Below are 18,199 nucleotides of genomic sequence, written 5' to 3'. Positions count from 1 at the left end.
AGCGTGTTCCGGCTGATCGCCGATCTTTCGGCTCAGTCGAGCGTGACCTTGTAGCGGCTGACGGCGACGAGGGAGACGATCAGCAGCATCGCCAGCAGGGCGGCGAGTTCGGCGGCGACGTCGTCGAGGCCCGCGCCCTTCAGCATGACGCCGCGGACCACGCGCATGAAATGCGTGGCCGGCAGGGTCTCGCCGATCCACTGCGCCCAGAGCGGCATGCCGCGGAAAGGGAACATGAATCCCGAAAGCAGGATCGACGGCAGCATCATGAAGAACGAGGCCTGCATAGCCTGGAGCTGGTTCTGCGTGAGCGTGGAGATGGTGAAGCCGATGGCGAGGTTCACGGTGATGAACAGCGCGGTGCCGGTCGCCAGGAGCGGCACGCTGCCCTGGATCGCCACGTCGAACAGAACCCGCGCCACGATCAGGATGACCGCGACCTGCACGGTGCCGATCGCGATGTAGGGCACGATCTTGCCGATCATGACCTCGATCGGCCGAACCGGCATGGCGAGCAGGTTTTCCATGGTGCCGCGCTCGCGCTCTCGGGTCACCGCGAGCGCCGTCATCATCACCATGGTCATCGTGAGAATGACCGCCAAAAGGCCAGGTACGATGTTGAGCCGCGCCTTGCCCTCCGGATTGTAGCGCCGCTGCACCACGACCTCGACGGCGTCCGGCCTGTCCCGCAGGCCCGCCAGCGGCCCCACGAAGTCGCGCTTCAGGGCTTGGGCTATGGACGGGCCGGCGGCGGCCAGCGGATTGGCTGCGGCCATCGGGTCGGTGGCGTCGGCATCGATCAGGATCTGCGCGCGCTCCCCCCGTACCAGCCGGCGCGTGAAATCCGAGGGAATGGTGACGACGAACTGCACCTCGCCCTGTTGCAGCAGGGCATTGGCCTGGTCCTCGCTCGTCGGATGGTGGGTGAAGCGCATGTAGCCGGTGTTGCTCAGCGCCGACAGGACGGTCCGCGTGATCTGGCTCTGGTCGGCCGCGATCACGGCCGTCGGCAGGCGATGGGGGTCGGTGTCGATCGCATAGCCGAACAGCAAGAGCTGCACGATCGGCATGACGAACATCATGGCGAAGGTCAGCCTGTCGCGCCGAAGCTGGAGCACCTCCTTGACGATGATGGCGCCGAGTCGCTGGAGAAAGCCGCGACGTATCGCGAACCAGCGGTTCATGCGCGCGATTCCGCGATCCAGGAGAGGGCCCTCTCCCTCCTGGGCTGACGGCGACGGTGCTCTGGATCACGCACCCGGTGCATTGTCGCGCGCCCGTCCCATGAGGTGGATGAAGATGTCTTCCAGCGTGGGCTCGGCGTCTCGCCACACGATCGCCGGATCGCCGCGCCAGGGCGCGACCGCCCGCTCTAGCGCCGCGCGGTCGGGACCGCAGACATGCAGCGTGGTGCCGAAGGCGGCGGCGGCGGTGACGCCGGGCGTGTACCGCAGCTTCGATGCCAGCCGGTCGGCGCCGGTACCGCTTGCGACCAAGGCGGAGAGGCCGGATTGGCGGATGATGTCCTCGGCCGTGCCCCGCGCCATCAGCTCGCCGTACGCGATATAGGCGATCTCGTGACAGCGCTCGGCCTCGTCCATGTAATGGGTCGAGACGAGGACGGTGATGCCGTCGGCGGCATAGGCGTGGATCTCGTCCCAAAAGGCCCGGCGCGCCTTGGGATCGACGCCGGCGGTCGGCTCGTCGAGCAACAGCAGGCGCGGACCATGGAGAACGCAGGCCGCCAGTGCCAGCCTCTGCTTCCAGCCGCCGGAAAGAGAGCCCGCGAGCTGACCCTGCCGTGTCGTGAGGCCGAGGCGTTCCAGAGACTGGTCGACCCTCTCTCCGAGTCGATCGAGTCCATAGACACGGCCGACGAACTCGAGGTTCTCTCGAATGGTCAGGTCCTCGTAGAGGCCGAAACGCTGGGTCATGTAGCCGGTGAGTCGTTTGATCGCCTCGCGGTCGCGTACGAGGTCGTGGCCGAGGCAGGTGCCGCCGCCGCTGTCCGGTGTGAGCAGGCCGCAGATCATGCGGAGCGTCGTGGTCTTGCCCGAGCCGTTGGGCCCGAGGAAGCCACAGATGCGGCCCTGTTCCAGCGCAAGACTGAATCCATCGACCACGGTGCGCGTGCCGTAGCGCTTCACCAGGCCGTGAACATCGATGGCGAGGCTCACGGCGCGGGTCCGAACGGCGCGACCGAGACGGGCAGGCCGGGTGGCAGGGGGGTGCCGGCGGCGGTGGGCCGGGCCTCGACCAGGAAGACGAGCTTGGTCCGCGCGCTCTGCGAGTAGATCACCGGCGGCGTGTACTCGGCCCGCGGCGATACATAGATGATCGCGGCCTTGAGGCCTGTGGGGCAGGAATCGCAAGAGAAGGAAACCTCGCTGCCGGCACGGGCACGGGCCACGTCTTCCTCGGGGACGAAGAAGCGCAGCTTCACGCGGTGGTCGGGCAGCAGCGAAACGACGGGCGAACCGGCCGGGACCCACTCGCCGACATTGAAGAAGGTGTTTTCCACCAGGGCATCCTCGGGCGCGGCGGGCATGAGATCCTCCAGCCGCTTCTGCGCCTGCGCGAGATTGGCCTGGCTCTGTTCGATCAGCGCGGCCGCGGCGGCGATTTCGCTTTGCCGCGCGGCGAGGTCGCCCACCCTTTCCTGGGCTTCGAGCGACGCCGCGCGCGAGCGTAGCTGCCGCACCTGCGAATCGGCCTGTTCGAAGGCCTGGTGGGTCGTGATGTTGCGCGCCAGCAGTTCGGTCTGCCGCTTCAGCTCGACCTCGGCCTGCACGAGCGCTGCCTCGACTTCGCGCCTTTGGGCCCGGATGACGTCCTGCTCTTCCTGGCGCTTGCCCGTCAGCAGGTTGGCGTGTCGCGCCCTGGCCTCGGCCAGCATGGCCTCGGCGCGCGCCACCTCCGCTCGGGCGGCGACGGGATCGATCACGAACAGTCGGTCGCCCTTCTTCACGCGCCCGCCGCGTTCGACCGGGCGTTCGATCAGCCGGCCGGCGGTTGGCGGCGCGATCAGGCTGGTCTCCCCCTCGACGTAGCCAAGGTAGCGGCCGTCGTCGGTGCCGATACCGACCAGCGCCAGCAACCGGTCGCCCCAGGCGACGTAGGAGACGAGCAGGGCGGCGGCGAGGGCCACGACGACGAGAAGCGGTGCGCGTTTCATGCTGTGTCCCCTGCGGCGGGACGCAGCGCATGCAGCATCAGGTCGGCGTGGTGGCGGGCGAGCGCCTGCACGTCGAGCCTCTCCGCACCGATCGGCTCGAAGACGGTGCGCCACAGGATCGCGAGCAGCATCGGGCTCATCATCGAGCGCACGGTGAAGAAGGGGTCGACCCGGCGGAACTCGCCCTGTTCGATGCCGCGCGTCAGGAGCCTTTCCATCAGTGGGAGGCCTCGCCCGATCACCTCCCTGAGATAGTACTGCCCGATCTCGGGAAAGGCGCGGGATTCGGAAATTACCAGCTTGGCGACCGCGGCCAGCGGCGTGTGCTCGATGCGGTCGGCCATGAAGCCCAGGATGCGTGGCAACAGCGGCGCCACCGGCCCGCGATGGCTGGCCAGCATGGCTTCCATCTGACCGATGTTGCTGGCGATGGCATGCTGCACCACCCCTTTGAAGAGAGCGGTCTTGTCCTCGAAGTAGAGGTAGATCGCGGCCTTCGAGAGGCCGGCACGGCGGGCCACGTCGTCCAGGCGCGTGCCAGCGAAGCCCGTTTCCACGAACTGCGCGAGGGCCGCGTCGATGATCTCCTGGGGCCGGGCAGTGGGCGCGCGGCGTTGCTTGGGCGCCTTCATATAAATAACTTACCGGTCAGTTAGTTGAGGCGCAAGGACTGCCGCTTTCTCCGGCTCCGGCCTAAGGTTGGAGCTGGAGGTTGCCATGGATACCGTGATCGAGACCGCACCGCGCCGCCGGACGCTGACGGACAAGCCCGCCGCGCCCATCCTGTTCGCGCACTTCGTCCTGCGCTCGTCGAACGTGCAGCCAATGATCGACTGGTACTCGACGGTGCTGAACATGGGCATCGTCCAGCGCACCGACTACATCTGCTTCCTAACCTACGACGACGAGCATCATCGGCTGGGCATCGTCAATCTGGCGGGACTGAAGGCACCCGATGCGAAGACCTCCGGGCTCGCGCATGTCGCCTACACGATGGCCGACATCGGTGCGCTGCTCTCCACCTATCGCCGCGTGAAGGCGCTGGGCATCCAGCCGTCGCGCTGCATCCATCACGGTCCGACCGTCTCGATCTACTATCGCGATCCCGACGGCAACGGCGTCGAGCTGCAGGTCGACCGCTACCCGACGAAGGAGGCGACCGCGGCCTACTTCCAGACCGAGGCGTTCCGGAAGAACCCGATCGGAGTCGCTTTCGATCCCGAGGCGCTGGTGAAGGCCTACGAGGCGGGCGCGCCGGAGAGCGAACTTTTGGACATGCCCGACGGCCCACCCGCGCCGCCGCAGGCGGCGCCTTCCCCTCGTTGATACCGTGCGCGTTTGCAGCGCGGCCAGCCCGGGGACCCCGCCGCCTGAAGGGCCCGACCTTTCGACCCGCCTTGAAGCCGACGAGATTTTCGCGCGCCAACTGACACCGGGTTCGCGGGCGCGGCCCGCGCCCGGGGCACGATCCGGCGATGGCCTCGCGGGCCAGGGTCGCTCAAGCCTGGCTGCTGCCAGGCATATGCGGACAGAGAGCAGATAGCAGTATGCATTCCGGTCGGCGCTTCCCGTCGAGATTTCCCGCTTGCAAATTCAAAGTCCGGATCATCAGCAACTCAAGGGCTCGCTTCTCACAGGAGGGATGTCCTTGGAATCATGTGATGGCCGTGGCGGTGATACTGCCCATCCCTCGTTGTCGGCGACTTTGTTGCCGCGCGCCTCGTCGCGGCCATTGAGCAGCGATCACCCGGAAGATTGACCTCGGCCTAACTGCAAACCGTCGCATCGACCGAATCGAGCGCGCCGGAATCTCAAACACCAACGAACAGACGATGGCCGGGCGTGTCCCGGCGTCGGGGCCGCTTTCCTTTTCGAGGCGGTCGCCGGCCGCAAGCACGGCCCTGAGGCCCCGATGGGCCGCTGAACGGAGACGAACATGGCAAGCATCGAGACGGAAGGGCTGCCCTCGGCAGCGCCGGCCGCGGACCCATGGCCGCGCGACGCCCTCGGCGACGACCATCCGCTGAGCCTCGAGGCCGACGAGACGTTCGCGCGCCGGCTCGACACCGGGTTCGCGGGCGCGGTGCGCGGCCTGGTGACCGACCCGGCGACGGGTCTCGCGGGCAAGGACCCCGAGGAGGCGTTGGCCGGAATTGCCGGGACCATCCCGCTGCTGGCCGAGCTGAAGGACCGGTACCTGGCGCAGGCGATCGGGCCCCGCCAGAAGGCGATGCTGGAACCGCTGATCGACCGCCGCCTCGACCGCGCCGGCGGCGACCTCGGGCGGATCGCGGCGCAGGCTGCGTCGGTGCTGGACGACCGCAGCGTGGCCGAGCATCTCGCCGACCTGAGGCAGGATGCGACGCTGTCCTGGCAGGACCGGGCCCATCTGCGCACGCTGGGCGCCACCGTAGTGGGCGAGCTGCGCTACCAGGCCGAACGCAAGGGCTGGGACGCGGGCCGGACCGACACGGCTGTGCGCACCGGTCTCAGCGATCTCTATGCCGGCGCGGTCGAGGCCGCGCTGGCTCAGGATCCCGAGCGGGCGGCGATGCTCTACGACCACGCGCGCGACGTGATCCAGCCGGAGCGGCAGGCTGCGGTCGAACGCAGGATCGACCGGGCGCGCGAGGAGCGCCGCGTCGGGGAGATCGTGGGCGGCCTGGCCGACACGCCGGACGATCCGACACGCCGCCCGGACCTCGACGACTACCAGGCGCAGGCCGCCGGGGCGACGCCGCCGGACGCCTCGCCGGAGGTGCGGGCGCAGGTGACGCGGCTGGCGGGGATCGAGCACGCGCGCGCCGACCGGGCGTGGCAGGCGGCGCGGGGCCGCGGGGCCATGGGCGCGCTCGACTGGCTCGGCGCCAATCCCGGGGCGCCCCTGATGGCGATGCCGGCGGAGCTGCGCGACGGGCTGAGCCCGGAGCAGATACAGGCGCTCGACCGGACGGCCATGAACGGCGGCCGCGTCGTCACGGACCGCGACCTCTACGACAGGCTCGACGACCAGGCCGTACACGAGCCGGAAAGCTTCGCCGCCATCGACCTCACGCAACACCGCCTGTCGCTCGGCGACAGCGAGTACAACCGCCTGACCAAACTCCAGCAGGCTCTCGCCGAAGGCAAACCCGATCCCGCCTTCGAGCGGCACCGTCTTGGCCGCCTGTTCCTGGGAGAAGGACTGCGCGCTGCCAACGTCAGTCCCGACGTCGAGGATGCCCGGGCTGCGCGGCAGAAGTTCGACAAGCTTCTAGGCGCCTTCGAGGCGGTTGAGGGCAGACCGTCGACGATGGCGGACATTCGCGGCGTCGTCGGCGATGTGGTGAGCGGCGTGCTGCCGCGCGTAAATGGCGATCCAAAAATCGTCCGGACCTCGGGCGGCGAGCCGGTCGAACCGAACGGCAATACGCAAATCGCGCAGCAGCAAGAGCCGGTCAAGACAGGCCAAGAGGCTGCGCCACCAACGGGGCCTGCTCCTGGAAGCCCTGAGGCTCAAGCCACGGACCCGGGAAAGCGTGTGGTCTTGCCGACCGGCAAGAACGTGCCAAGCTTTGAAGATCCGAAAACGGAGTTCCTGATGTCGCCGGTCGAGGACCTCAGCGTGGTTGCCGCGGCCGGTCGGGAAACGGGCAGCAAGCTCCGGGAGAAGATCATCACGGACCCTCTGGAACTAGAGGCCTACGCCCGTGAGTTGGTCCGCAAGGACCTCGCTCAAGGCGGGCGGTTCGACTACCAGAGAGGGCGAAATCCAGACGGCGATCCGGGCTACTTGCAGTTGCGTCAGTTCCGCGATGTCTCGAATTTCAATGTGGGACTGTACATGCAACAAGTTGGCGTTCCCCTTCCCATGATTCTGGCGATTGCGGGAGCATATGCAAAAGAAAATTCGAGCAACTACATGCCGAACGAGCCCTACGGCCTGGATCCGCGAGTCAAGCGGTGGATCGAACGCGGCTATGAAGCGGGTGGAAGTGGCGCCTTCAATCGGCCGTCAAAAAGGGTCAGAGCGGCGCCGAGGACGGCAGACTGATTGGCTTGTATTCGCAACTACATGCCGAACGGGCCCTATGACCTGAATCCTCGTGTCAAATGGCGGGTCAAACTTGGCTATGCGGCGAGAGAAAGTGGCGCCTTCACTCGCGCTTTCCCCGACAATAGGTCCAGGCCCAATCGATCATGATGACGGTCGCGACCACGGCAACAGGCAGATAATGCCACGCGAGGCCGGGAAGGCCCCCCTTGCGTGCCATCAGGAGCCAGTTTTCCGAGAAGGTGCGAAAGCAAGTAGGGAGGGTCATCGGCGAACTTGGATCGAAGCAGAAACTCATTGGTCTGGAAAAATCGTAAAGAACGACGAGGACGAACAATACAACCGAGAAGCGCAGGGCCAGGCGACGCAAGAGCGGCAAGGGCGCCTTGTTCATGCGGGCTTTTGTCGAAAATATTTCGGAGGCCAGGCGATGGCGGTCCACCAAAATCCAGGCGATGGCCACCGACAAGGACACGACGATCGCCGGTAGATAATGCCACAGGCGGCCGGCAAGGCTGGCTTTGGCCAAGGCGTCGGTTAGCATTCCGAAGCTGAGGGCGGAGCAAACGGTCATTCTTTGCACCAGGAAAGGCCCTTCCAGTTCGAGAGAGTCGAAACAGGTTCGCCCGATCAGGTCGAACAGAAAGGACAGGACGATCAGAAGAACGACGAAGCGCAGGGCCAGGCGAGGCAGGTGCGGCAAGCGCGTCGTGTTGATGTGGGCTTTTTGCCGAAAATCTTTCGTAGCCCAAGCGATATCAATCAGCGTCCAGGCGATAACGATCGACAAGGACAGGACGATCGCCGGTATATAGTGCCACAGGAGGCCGGTAAGGCTGCCTTTGCCCCAGTCTTCGTTCAGTATTCCGAGATAAAGGGCGGAGAAAAGAGCCTGCTTGTCCGGCTCGAAAGGTCCTTCCAGTTCGAGATAGTCGACACTGATCTGTCCCATCAAGTCGAACATAACGGATAGGGCGACCAGAAGAACGACGAAGCGCGCGACCAAGCGCATTCCATAGCGGGCAAACACCGATAGTTGTGTATACATAAAGTAAAACTATCATAACTAGTGGAGACTGGCCACGTCTTTGCACGAGCCTTTGCATCTCCATTAGTAGGCTGGTTCCAAACGGACGTGGTCCGGAGACGAACATGGCAAGCATCTAGACAGGGGGCTACCCTTGACGGCGCCTGCGGTGGGACTGTGGCAGCGCAACGAGCTTGAGGACGGCAGCGCGCCTGGTCTTCAGGCCGACGAGACGTTCGCGCGCCAGCTCGACAGCAGGTGCGAGGGCGCAATCCGCGGCTTGGAGACTGATCCGGCGACGGGTCTCTCGCCGTCTCGACCATGCCGTCCGCGATCTCGGGCGGAACGTGGCGGAGGCGACGTCGGTGCTGGACGACCGCAGCGTGGCCGAGCGGCAGCCCTAATCCTGCGGGCGAGATCATCGCACCCTGCATCCTCGATGGTCCAATCAACGGCCTGTGCTTCCGCGCCAATGTCGGGCAACGGCTCCTGCCGGCTCTGCGTCCGGGCGACATGGTCGGCTTCGACAATTCCGGCAGGCACGGAGCAGAGATCCTGCGCCCGATGCACAGGGACTCCAACGCTAGAACAGCCAGATCAGGGTCGAGCCGCCCATGAGGCCGATCGCGATGGCGGTGCCGACCATGATCCGGCTCGAGGGCCGGTAGCTCTCGTCGTCGATCGTCTTGCCGACATGGAGATAGTGCCAGGTGGCGCCGACGAGCATGACCAGGCCCAGCAGCACCAGTCCCACGCCCAGCTTCTCGACGTGCCGGTTGGCGAGGTCGCGCACCTCCGGCACGACCTGGTGGATCTCCATCAGGAACAGCGCGAAGCGGTTGATCGCGACGCCGAGCGTCATCACCGCGATTGCCGTCCGGATCCAGGCGAGGAAGGTGCGCTCGTTGGCCAGATGATCGGTGACGTGCAGGCTCTTCTTCGGACTGTCCACGGTGTCTCTCTCCCGCGCATCTCTCAATTCTTGTCCCTCTCCCCCGCTAGGGGGGAGAGGCTAGGTGAGGGGGTTAAAGGCGGTGCGTCGCCCCCTCACCCAACCTCTCCCCCTAGCGGGGGAGAGGAGTATGAGGCTTCAAAGAAAAAGGCGCGACCCCGGGGGATCGCGCCTCGTTCCGTCCCGGTATCGGGCTTAGTTGTACTTGGCGATCTCGAGACGGCCGACCTGGTCGCGATGGACCTCGTCCGGACCGTCGGCCAGGCGCAGGGTGCGCTGGTGGGCGTACATGCTCGCGAGCTTGAACACCTGGCTGACGCCGCCGGCGCCGTGCAGCTGCAGGCAGCGGTCGACGACCTTCGAGGTGATGTTCGGCACCGCCACCTTGATCATCGCGATCTGCTGGCGGGCTTCCTTGTTGCCGTACTTGTCCATCGCCCAGGCAGCCTTGAGGACCAGCAGGCGGGCCATGTCGATCTCCATGCGCATGTCGGCGACATGGGCCTTGGTGACGCCCATCTCGGAGATGCGCTGGCCGAAGGCGACTCGGCTCTTGGCGCGCTTGATCGCCATCTCGAGCGCCCGCTCGGCGACGCCGATGGCGCGCATGCAGTGATGGATGCGGCCCGGTCCGAGGCGGCCCTGGGCGATCTCGAAGCCGCGGCCCTCACCCAGCAGGATCGCCGACTTCGGCACGCGCACATTGTCGTACACCACCTCGGCGTGACCATGCGGGGCGTCGTCGTAGCCGAACACGTGCAGCATCTTCACGATCTTGATGCCGGGGGTGTCGCGCGGCACGACGATCATCGACTGCTGGCGGTAGGCCGGTGCGTTCGGGTCGCTCTTGCCCATCAGGATGATGACCTTGCAGCGCGGATCGCCCATGCCCGACGACCACCACTTGCGGCCGTTGATGACATAGTCGTTGCCGTCGGACTCGATGCGGCACTCGACGTTGCGTGCGTCGGACGAGGCGACGGCCGGCTCGGTCATGGCGAAGCAGGAGCGGATCTCGCCGTTCAGCAGCGGCTTCAGCCACTTCTCCTTGTGCTCCGCCGAGCCGTAGCGGGCGAACACTTCCATGTTGCCGGTGTCGGGAGCCGAGCAGTTGACCGCCTCGGAGGCGATCGACGAGCGGCCCAGCACTTCGCAGATCGGCGCGTATTCGAGGTTGCTGAGGCCCATCGTGCCGTGCGTGTCGCCGGTCTCGCGATCGGCCGGCAGGAACATGTTCCACAGGCCGCGCTTCTTCGCCTCGGCCTTGCACTCCTCGATGATCGGCGGGAGCTGCCAGCGATCCTTGGCCTTCTCCATCTGCTCTTCGTAGATCGGCTCGGCCGGATAGATGACCTCGTCCATGTATTTGTTGAGTTTCTCGAGCAGCGCCTTGCTGCGATCCGAGTATTCGAAGTCCATCGCTCTCTCCCTTGTGCTGCGGCGGACTCTGGCCGAAATCGGGGGCGATGTGAACGGGCATTCAGGTCGCACACCGGTTTCGGAATGCGGTTGGCGGTCGGGACCCGTGGTCAGCCGCGATGGGACCGTGCGGGCAGCCGCAGCGGCTTCAGCGCGGCGAGCGCCAGGAAGGCGGCGAGCAGGTTGAACAGGGCGGCGGCGAGGAACACGTCGCGCCAGCTTCCCGTCTCCGCGACCCAGAAGCTCGCCAGCGGAATCAGCAGCGAGGCCGTACCCTTGGCGGTGTAGAGGAGGGCGGCGTTGGTGGTGGCGTACTTGGTGCCGAATGTGTCGGTGCAGATCGCCGGGAACAGGCTCGCGGTCTCGCCCCACGCGAAGAAGGCGATGCCCCCCAGGATCACGAACAGGAGCGGGTCCTGGCCGTAGAGCCACAACGCCCAGATGCCCGCGCCTTCCAGCAGGAAGGCCATGAACAAAGTGTTCTCGCGGCCGATCCGGTCGGAAATCCAGCCGCACAGGGGCCGTGTCACGCCGTTCATGAAGCGGTCCAGTGTCAGCGCGAAGGTGAGCGCCGGCAGGGTCAGGCCCAGGAGGCTGACGGGCACGTCTGCAACCTTGAAGTCGCGTGCGATCGGCGCGAGTTGCGCCGTGGCCATGAGCCCGCCCGAATAGACCAGGATGAACATGAAGTAGAGCAGCCAGAAGACGCGCGAACGCAGCATCTCGAGCGGCGGAATGTCCCGGTCGGTCTGCGGCAGGCGCGACGGCACGGCAACGGTCGCCATGGGAGACGGCGTACGCAGGAAGCCCGCGGTGAAGATGACGACCAGCCCCTGCACCAGACCGAACCACAGGAAGGCCGATTCGTAGCCATGCCGGGCGATCACGTCCTGGATGGGAATGATGCTCAGCGCCGACCCCCCGCCGAACCCGGCCACGGTGATGCCGGCGGCAAGGCCGCGGCGGTCGGGGAACCATCGAACGGCATTGCCGACGCAGGTCGCGTAGACCGCACCGGCGCCGATGCCGCCCAGTGCGGCGCCGAGATAGAGCAGCCACAGCGAATCGGCCACCGAGTTCAGGGCCCAGGCCGCGGCAACGAAGATGCCGCCCGCCAGCACCACGAATTTCGGCCCGAAGCGGTCGACGAGCCAGCCCTCGAACGGCACCAGCCAGGTCTCGGCGATGACGAAGACCGCGAAGGCGGTCTGGATGCTGCCGAGGCTCCAGCCGTATTTGTCGTGCAGCGGATGGACGAACAGCGTCCAGCCGTATTGCAGGTTGGCCACTGCGATCATGCAGAGCAGGCCGGCAAACAATTGCAGCCAGCGCCTTGCAGGCGGTGCCGTCACCGTCGAATTGCTGCGCGACACTCGCCAAACGCTCCCTTGCCGACCAACGGTTCCCGTCCCTAAATCGCGGTCGACAGGACAAGCGCCGGGGAGAACGTCTTTGGACAGTGTAATGCAGGTTCCGTTCAAGCCCATCGAATTCCTGAGCCGGGACATCGAGGTCGAACGCCGCGCCGACGGCACGGTGGTGCTGCAGTCCAACCACCGGCTGGCGCCCTATGCCCCCCACATCCCGGCGCTGCTGGCAAAGTGGGCCGAGCAGGTGCCGGACCGGCTATGGCTGGCGCAGCGCCGCGGGCCGGCACGCGAATGGCTGAAGGTCACGTATGGCGAGGCCAAGAAGCAGGTCGATGCGGTGACGCAGGCGCTGCTCGACCGCGGCTTCGGTCCCGACCGGCCGGTGATGATCCTGTCGTCCAACTCGATCGAGTTCGCGCTGCTCACGATGGCCGCCATGCAGGTGCGCGCGCCCGTGGCGCCGGTGTCGCCGGCCTACTCGGTGATGAGCCAGGACCATGCCAAGCTGAAGTACGTCTTCGACCTCGTGAAGCCCGGCCTGGTCTTCGTGCAGAACGGCGAGATCTATGCCCGGGCACTGGCGGCGCTGAATCTGGAAGGCGTGCTGCTGGTCCACGTCGAAAAGCCGGTGCCCGGCCTCCCGTCGCTCGCCTGGTCGGAGCTGGCGGCCACCAAGGCGACCGATGCGGTCGCGCAGTCGATCGCGGCGATCGGGCCGAAGACGGTTGGCAAATTCCTGTTCACCTCGGGCAGCACCGGCATGCCCAAGGCGGTGATCAACACCCAGGAGATGATGTGCGCCAACGTCGCCATGATGAGCATGGCGCGGGTGCGCAAGGCGGACGACGCCGCGCCGGTCATGCTCGACTGGCTGCCGTGGAACCACACGATGGGCGGCAACGCGACCTTCCAGGGCAACCTGAACGAGGGTGGAACGACCTGGATCGACGACGGCAAGCCTTTGCCCGGGCTGTTCGAGGAGACGCTGCGGAACCTGCGCGAGATCTCGCCGACCTCGTTCTCCAACGTGCCCGCGGGCTACGCGATGCTCGCGACCGCGCTGGAAAAGGACGAGAGCCTGGCCAAGCGCTTCTTCAGGAACATCAACGTGTTGTCCTATGGCGGCGCGACGCTGCCCGGCGATCTCTACGACCGGATGGAAGTGCTGGCGGTCAAGCACACCGGCTATCGCATTCCCTTCGTCACCGGCTGGGGCTCGACCGAGACCGCGCCGACGGCGACCAGCGTGCACTGGGCCTCAGATCGCGTCGGTCTCGTGGGGCTTCCCTATCCCGGCGTGCAGCTCAAGATGGTGCCCACCGGCGAGGAAGGCCGCTACGAGCTGCGGCTCAAGAGCGTGATCGTGACGCCGGGCTACTACAAGCAGCCCGACCTCACGGCGCAGATGTTCGACGAGGAGGGCTTCTACAGGATCGGCGATGCCGGCCGCTTCGTGGATCCGAACGATCCCCAGCAGGGGCTGATCTTCGACGGCCGCGTGGTCGAGGATTTCAAGCTGACCAGCGGCACCTTCGTGCTGGTCGGCACCCTGCGCACGACCGCCATCGCCGCCGCCTCGCCGGTGCTGCAGGACGCCGTGGTCTGCGGCCAGGATCGCGAATATGTCGGCCTGCTGGGCTTCCCCAACGTCGCGGCGTGCCGCCAGCTCGCGGGCGACAGCGGCGCGCAACTGTCGCTCGCCGACCTGCTTGCGCATCCCGCTGTCGTCGGCCGGCTGAAGGAAGGCCTCGCGAAGATGAACGCCGAAGGCCGCGGCTCCTCCATGCGCGTGAAGCGCGTGATGTTGATGACCGAGCCGCCGCAGGTCGACGGCCAGGAGATCACCGACAAGGGCTACATCAACCAGCGCGCCACGCTCGATCGCCGCAAGGCGCTGGTCGAGAAGCTCTATGCCGGCGGCGAGGGCGTCATCGATATCTGAGCGAAGGTTCCTCGCGGTGCTCGGGACGACAGTGAACTAGCGCCCCGCCAATGCCCGGAACGAGCGGCCCAGCAGCTTGATGGCCTGACGCTTCGTGACGCTGCCGGTTCCGGAGAGCAGCACCACGTCACGCGCCGGCAGCGGCGGCAGTCCGAGTTTGCGGCCGACATCCACCGTGCCGATCGGCGCCACGCGCCGCGCGAGAGCGGCGACGGCGAGCCCGGCGCGGACGGCAGCGCCGATGGTCTGTGCACCACCGCCGACGAACACTTCCGACCAGCGGATGCCGGCCTTGTCCAGCGCACTCACTGCCATCGCGCGGACGTTGCAGGGCGAGGCCTGCGTAGCGAGGGGCAGCACAGCGCCCGGCCGGAAGTCGAAGTCCGGCACAGCGGTCCAGCGGAACTCCTCCGTGAACAGCACCTCGCCGTCGCGACGCCTGCCGTCATGGTTCAGCACGATGGCGCAGTCGCTCGACCCGTCCTTGAGGGCTGCGAGGGCCTCGGCCGACGTCGTGATCCTGACCTCGACCACCAGGCCGGGATCGGAGCGGTGCAGGTGCTGCAGCAGGGTCGTGAGATCGGCGCCGACGATGTGATGGCTGATCGCCACGCCGATGCGCCGTTCCTCCTGCGTGAAGGCGCCGATGGCCTTGTGCTGCGCGGCGACGAGCTCGCGCGCGGCGGGGAGGAAGGTCGCGCCGTCGGGCGACAGGCGGACGAGGCGCGGCGTACGGTCGAGCAGCCGGCGGCCCAACGCTTCTTCCAGGCGCCGGATCTTCAGGCTGACGGCGGCCTGGCTCGAATTCAGCGCCGCCGCCGCGCGCGTGAAGCTTGCCAGGTCGGCCACGAGGACGAAGGCCTGAACGGCCGCCGCATCCAGCATCTACCATATCCTTTGGTTATCTCTGAAACATCCAATCATCTGTTTTAGAAATGATCAACCGCGGCTACAGATCGCGCATGCCCAACGCACGCCCGCAGACGCAGAGCCTGCATTCCTCACCAGCCGCCGCCTTTCGTCGAAAGGTGCTCGAGCTTCGAAGCCGGGGCCGCACGGTCATCGACATGACCGCCGGCGACCTCGACTTCCCCACGCCGCCGCATGTCGTGGAGGCCGCTGTCGCCGCTGCCTGCGCGGGCGAGACACGCTACACCAGCGTCGACGGCACGCCTGAGCTGAAGGATGCGGTGCGTGAACATTTCCGTCGGCAGAACGGGCTGGCATTCGATCGCTCCGAGATCATCGTCAGCAACGGCTCCTCGCAGGCCATCGCCACCGCCTTCGCCGTGACCCTGCAACAGGGCGACGAGGTGATCGTGCCCAGCCCGTGCTGGGCTACCTATTGCGGCCAGGCCACGCTCGCGGGTGGGGTTCCGGTCCAGGTCTCCTGTGCGCAGAACAACGGCTTCAAGCTGCGGCCCGAGGATCTCGCCCGCGCGATCACTCCGCGCACGCGCTGGCTCGTGGTCAACAATCCTGTCAATCCGACGGGCGCGCTCTACACGCGCGCCGAACTGGCCGAGCTCTGCAACGTCGTGCGGCGACACCCCGACGTCCGGGTGATCGCCGACAATCTGTACGAGCATTCCGTCTACGACGGTGCCAAGGCAGTGACGCCGCTCGAAGCCGCGCCGGACCTCAGGGATCGTATGGTCACGGTGAGCGGCGTCGCCAAGAGCTATTCGATGATGGGCTGGCGCATCGGTTACGCCGCGGCGCCGGCCGATCTCGTCACGGAGATGACCAAGGTGCAGTACCTGGTGACGTCCTGCCCCTCGTCGATCAGCCAGGCCGCCGCGACCGCGGCGCTCAACGGCCCGCAGACGGTGCTGGCGGAACGCCTCACCGTCCTGCAGGAAAAGCGCGACCTCGCCGTCTCTCTGGTCAACGGCTGCGCCGGACTCTCCGCCGCGCCGCCCGAGGGCACCTTTTATCTCTGCATCTCCTGCGCCGGCGTGATCGGCAAAAGGACGCCGCAGGGGCAGGTGCTCGACAGCGGCGGCGCTGTTTCCGACTGGCTCCTCGAAACGGCTGGTGTCGCGCTGTTGCCCGGCGAGGGCTATGGGCTTCCCCATTACGTGCGGATGACCTTCGCGGTGCCGGGTGAACAAATCCATGCGGCGGGCCGTCTGATCGGCGAGGCGTGCGCGACGCTCGCGTAGAAGCGCGGCGGCGAAACGTCAGGCTTGCCTCGCGATGCAGGCGCCACCACCATGGCATCGGAGGGTCAAATCGGCATGAAGCGACTGGCGGGCAAGGTGGCCATCGTGACGGGCGGCGCGAGCGGCATGGGGCGCGCAACCGTGATGCGTTTCCTTGCCGAGGGCGCGAAGGTGATCGTGGCCGACCTCAACGAGGCCAATGGCGCGGAGACGCTGGCGGTCGCCCGGGCGCAGGGCCATGGCGACAGTGTCGGCTTCCTGCGCTGCGACGTGGCGAAGGAGAGCGATGTCGCGGCGATTGTCGCCGAGGCTAAAGGCCGCTTCGGCCGGCTCGACATCGCCTATCTCAATGCCGGCGTCGGCGGCGCTTTCGGGCCGATCGCCGAGACCAGCGTGGAGGACTGGGACTATACGTTCGCGGTGCTGACGCGCTCGGTGTTCCTCGGCATGAAGCATGCCTCGCAGGCGATGAAGGAGCATGGAGACGGCGGCGTGCTCCTCGTCACCGCCTCGATCGCCGGCATGGTGGGCGGCGGCGGCAGTCACGCCTATTCGGCGGCGAAGGCCGCCTGCATCAGCCTGATCGAGAACGTGGCAGCCGAACTGGGCCCCGATCGCATCCGCGTGGTCGGCATCGCGCCGGGCGTCATCTCGACGCCTCTGGTCCATCGCGGCCGGCCCGACAAATACGAGAAGCAGTTCAGCCAGCAGCCCTGGCCCGAGCGCGGCGAGCCCGGCCATATCGCCGACGTCGCGACTTTCCTGGCCTCCGACGAGGCGCGTTTCATCACCGGCGAGACGGTGAAGGTGGATGGCGGCCTGCTGGCCCAGGGCGTCGCGCTCTGGGGCACCGGCGCCGACAACACCTTCATGAAGAGCGCCGGCGTCAACCGCGGCACGACCGGCGAAGCCATGGTCGTCCGCACCCTGCAATCCGGAGATCAGAAGAAATGACCAGCGAAGCCACCAGCGAGGCCTGGCGCCTGCACGGCCACCTCATCGGACAGCAGGGATCGCGCGGGTCGCTCAACACGCCGGCACTCGTGCTCGATCTCGACATGCTCGACCGCAACATCGCGGAGATGGCGAGCTTCGCCAAAGCGCACAACGTGAAGCTCCGGCCGCATTCCAAGACCCACAAGTCGGCCGACATCGCGCGCCGCCAGATCGCAGCCGGGGCGCTCGGCGTCTGCTGCGCCAAGCTGGGCGAGGCCGAGGCGCTGGGCGAGGCGGGCATCCAGAGCCTGCACATCACCTCGCCGGTGGTGACGCCGCAGGCGATCCAGCGGCTGGTTGAGCTGAACGCCAAGGTGTCGGACCTGATGCTGGTGGTCGATCATCCCGACAATGCCGAGGCGCTGGCCGCCGCCGCCGCGAAGGCCGGCAAGCCGCTTACCGTGATCGTCGATATCGATCCCGGCATCCATCGCACCGGCACCGCGTCGCCCGAGGCGACGGTCGCGCTGGCGCAGAAGATCGCCAACTTCCGGTCGCTCACCTATGCCGGCGTCCAGTTCTACTGCGGCCGCCACCAGCACATCGTCGACTTCAAGCAGCGCACCGCCGAGATCAAGGAGCGCACCGAATACCTGCAGGGCATCCTGGCGAAGCTGGAGGAGGCGGGACTGAAGCCCGGCATCGTCACCGGCTCCGGCACCGGCACGCATTACATCGATGCCAAGATCGGCGTCTTCACCGAGCTGCAGGTCGGCTCCTACGTGTTCATGGACCACGACTACAACGTCTGCGACCTGCGCGGCCTCGACAAGCCGACCTTCGAGCAGGCGCTGCAGATCGATGCCCGCGTCGTCAGCGCCAATGCGCCCGGCATGGTGACGGTCGATGCCGGCCTGAAGGCGATGGCGACCGAAAAAGGCCCGCCGGTGATCCTGAAGGGTGCCGTCTACGGCTCGACGACGCGCTTCATGGGCGACGAGCATCTCGCGGTGATCGCGCCCGAGGGCCAGGCGCCGCCCAAGCTCGCCGAGCAGGTCGTGCTGACGCCGCCGCACTGCGACCCCACCGTGAACCTCTACGAGAGCTATCACGTGGTGAAAGGCGACACTCTGGTCGAGATCTGGCCGGTAACGGCGCGCGGCCGGTCGCGCTGAGCTTC

General features: G+C 66.8%; 15 protein-coding genes. 6 read left to right on the top strand and 9 right to left on the bottom strand.

Features of this window, described 5'->3' with window-relative positions:
* Positions 1 to 32: 32 nt before the first annotated feature.
* From LJ725_RS07120 to LJ725_RS07100, 4 genes are all read right to left on the bottom strand, one after another.
* A complete protein-coding gene (locus tag LJ725_RS07120) occupies positions 33 to 1,184 on the bottom strand; it encodes an ABC transporter permease (RefSeq protein ID WP_230549939.1) in 1,152 nt (383 codons plus the stop codon).
* 66 nt (positions 1,185 to 1,250) lie between these two features.
* Positions 1,251 to 2,177: an ABC transporter ATP-binding protein gene (locus LJ725_RS07115; protein WP_230549938.1), complete on the bottom strand. Its 927-nt coding sequence runs from the start codon at positions 2,175 to 2,177 to the stop codon at positions 1,251 to 1,253.
* Entirely contained in the window at positions 2,174 to 3,175 is a 1,002-nt protein-coding gene (locus LJ725_RS28905) for an HlyD family secretion protein (protein WP_268990515.1), read from the bottom strand. Before LJ725_RS28905 ends, LJ725_RS07115 begins: the two co-directional genes overlap by 4 nt.
* A complete protein-coding gene (locus tag LJ725_RS07100; RefSeq protein WP_230549937.1) occupies positions 3,172 to 3,807 on the bottom strand; it encodes a TetR family transcriptional regulator in 636 nt (211 codons plus the stop codon). The genes LJ725_RS28905 and LJ725_RS07100 overlap by 4 nt, the downstream gene beginning before the upstream one ends.
* Positions 3,808 to 3,892: 85 nt before the next feature.
* Between LJ725_RS07100 and LJ725_RS07095 the strand changes: the two genes are divergently transcribed.
* Entirely contained in the window at positions 3,893 to 4,501 is a 609-nt protein-coding gene (locus tag LJ725_RS07095; RefSeq protein WP_230549936.1) for a VOC family protein, read from the top strand.
* A gap of 610 nt (positions 4,502 to 5,111) precedes the next feature.
* On the top strand, positions 5,112 to 7,208 hold the full coding sequence (locus LJ725_RS07090; RefSeq protein ID WP_230549935.1) for a hypothetical protein: 2,097 nt from the start codon (positions 5,112 to 5,114) through the stop codon (positions 7,206 to 7,208).
* 103 nt (positions 7,209 to 7,311) lie between these two features.
* On the opposite strand, the gene LJ725_RS07085 is transcribed toward LJ725_RS07090, so the two are convergent.
* From LJ725_RS07085 to oxlT, 4 genes are all read right to left on the bottom strand, one after another.
* Positions 7,312 to 8,214 (bottom strand): hypothetical protein, encoded by a 903-nt coding sequence (locus LJ725_RS07085; RefSeq protein WP_230549934.1) that lies wholly within the window; start codon positions 8,212 to 8,214, stop codon positions 7,312 to 7,314.
* Positions 8,215 to 8,818: 604 nt separating this feature from the next.
* Positions 8,819 to 9,187, bottom strand: a complete 369-nt coding sequence (locus LJ725_RS07080) for a YidH family protein (RefSeq protein WP_230549933.1) — start codon at positions 9,185 to 9,187, stop codon at positions 8,819 to 8,821.
* Positions 9,188 to 9,382: 195 nt separating this feature from the next.
* Complete coding sequence (locus LJ725_RS07075; protein WP_230549932.1) at positions 9,383 to 10,606, bottom strand: acyl-CoA dehydrogenase family protein; 1,224 nt, start codon at positions 10,604 to 10,606, stop codon at positions 9,383 to 9,385.
* Positions 10,607 to 10,716: 110 nt separating this feature from the next.
* Complete coding sequence (oxlT, locus tag LJ725_RS07070; RefSeq protein ID WP_230549931.1) at positions 10,717 to 11,979, bottom strand: oxalate/formate MFS antiporter; 1,263 nt, start codon at positions 11,977 to 11,979, stop codon at positions 10,717 to 10,719.
* A 91-nt stretch (positions 11,980 to 12,070) separates the two neighbouring features.
* Here oxlT and LJ725_RS07065 point away from each other — a divergent pair, with 91 nt between their 5' ends.
* Positions 12,071 to 13,918, top strand: coding sequence for an AMP-binding protein (locus LJ725_RS07065; RefSeq protein ID WP_230549930.1), 1,848 nt, complete (start codon positions 12,071 to 12,073; stop codon positions 13,916 to 13,918).
* Positions 13,919 to 13,954: 36 nt separating this feature from the next.
* On the opposite strand, the gene LJ725_RS07060 is transcribed toward LJ725_RS07065, so the two are convergent.
* Positions 13,955 to 14,803: a LysR family transcriptional regulator gene (locus LJ725_RS07060; RefSeq protein ID WP_230549929.1), complete on the bottom strand. Its 849-nt coding sequence runs from the start codon at positions 14,801 to 14,803 to the stop codon at positions 13,955 to 13,957.
* Positions 14,804 to 14,880: 77 nt separating this feature from the next.
* On the opposite strand from LJ725_RS07060, the gene LJ725_RS07055 reads away from it, so the two are divergent.
* The 3 genes from LJ725_RS07055 (at position 14,881) to LJ725_RS07045 (ending at position 18,194) form a co-directional block, all read left to right on the top strand.
* On the top strand, positions 14,881 to 16,083 hold the full coding sequence (locus tag LJ725_RS07055) for a pyridoxal phosphate-dependent aminotransferase (protein ID WP_230549928.1): 1,203 nt from the start codon (positions 14,881 to 14,883) through the stop codon (positions 16,081 to 16,083).
* Positions 16,084 to 16,158: 75 nt separating this feature from the next.
* Positions 16,159 to 17,037: an SDR family NAD(P)-dependent oxidoreductase gene (locus LJ725_RS07050; protein WP_230549927.1), complete on the top strand. Its 879-nt coding sequence runs from the start codon at positions 16,159 to 16,161 to the stop codon at positions 17,035 to 17,037.
* A complete protein-coding gene (locus LJ725_RS07045; protein ID WP_230549926.1) occupies positions 17,034 to 18,194 on the top strand; it encodes a DSD1 family PLP-dependent enzyme in 1,161 nt (386 codons plus the stop codon). Before LJ725_RS07050 ends, LJ725_RS07045 begins: the two co-directional genes overlap by 4 nt.
* The last annotated feature ends 5 nt before the right edge of the window (positions 18,195 to 18,199 follow it).

Origin of the sequence: Reyranella aquatilis, from assembly GCF_020880995.1 — a bacterium.
In the GTDB taxonomy this organism is placed as follows: domain Bacteria; phylum Pseudomonadota; class Alphaproteobacteria; order Reyranellales; family Reyranellaceae; genus Reyranella; species Reyranella aquatilis.
Note: the sequence above shows the minus strand (reverse complement) of the source record. Positions and strands in the feature narration are given on the sequence as shown.

Excerpts from the sequence above, each read along its gene's own strand:
- LJ725_RS07075 (WP_230549932.1), bottom strand. The coding sequence starts at position 10,606 with ATGGACTTCGAATACTCGGATCGCAGCAAGGCGCTGCTCGAGAAACTC.
- LJ725_RS28905 (WP_268990515.1), bottom strand. The coding sequence starts at position 3,175 with ATGAAACGCGCACCGCTTCTCGTCGTCGTGGCCCTCGCCGCCGCCCTG.
- LJ725_RS07095 (WP_230549936.1), top strand. The coding sequence starts at position 3,893 with ATGGATACCGTGATCGAGACCGCACCGCGCCGCCGGACGCTGACGGAC.
- LJ725_RS07050 (WP_230549927.1), top strand. The coding sequence starts at position 16,159 with ATGAAGCGACTGGCGGGCAAGGTGGCCATCGTGACGGGCGGCGCGAGC.
- LJ725_RS07065 (WP_230549930.1), top strand. The coding sequence starts at position 12,071 with ATGCAGGTTCCGTTCAAGCCCATCGAATTCCTGAGCCGGGACATCGAG.
- LJ725_RS07055 (WP_230549928.1), top strand. The coding sequence starts at position 14,881 with ATGCCCAACGCACGCCCGCAGACGCAGAGCCTGCATTCCTCACCAGCC.
- LJ725_RS07060 (WP_230549929.1), bottom strand. The coding sequence starts at position 14,803 with ATGCTGGATGCGGCGGCCGTTCAGGCCTTCGTCCTCGTGGCCGACCTG.
- LJ725_RS07120 (WP_230549939.1), bottom strand. The coding sequence starts at position 1,184 with ATGAACCGCTGGTTCGCGATACGTCGCGGCTTTCTCCAGCGACTCGGC.
- LJ725_RS07100 (WP_230549937.1), bottom strand. The coding sequence starts at position 3,807 with ATGAAGGCGCCCAAGCAACGCCGCGCGCCCACTGCCCGGCCCCAGGAG.
- LJ725_RS07045 (WP_230549926.1), top strand. The coding sequence starts at position 17,034 with ATGACCAGCGAAGCCACCAGCGAGGCCTGGCGCCTGCACGGCCACCTC.
- LJ725_RS07090 (WP_230549935.1), top strand. The coding sequence starts at position 5,112 with ATGGCAAGCATCGAGACGGAAGGGCTGCCCTCGGCAGCGCCGGCCGCG.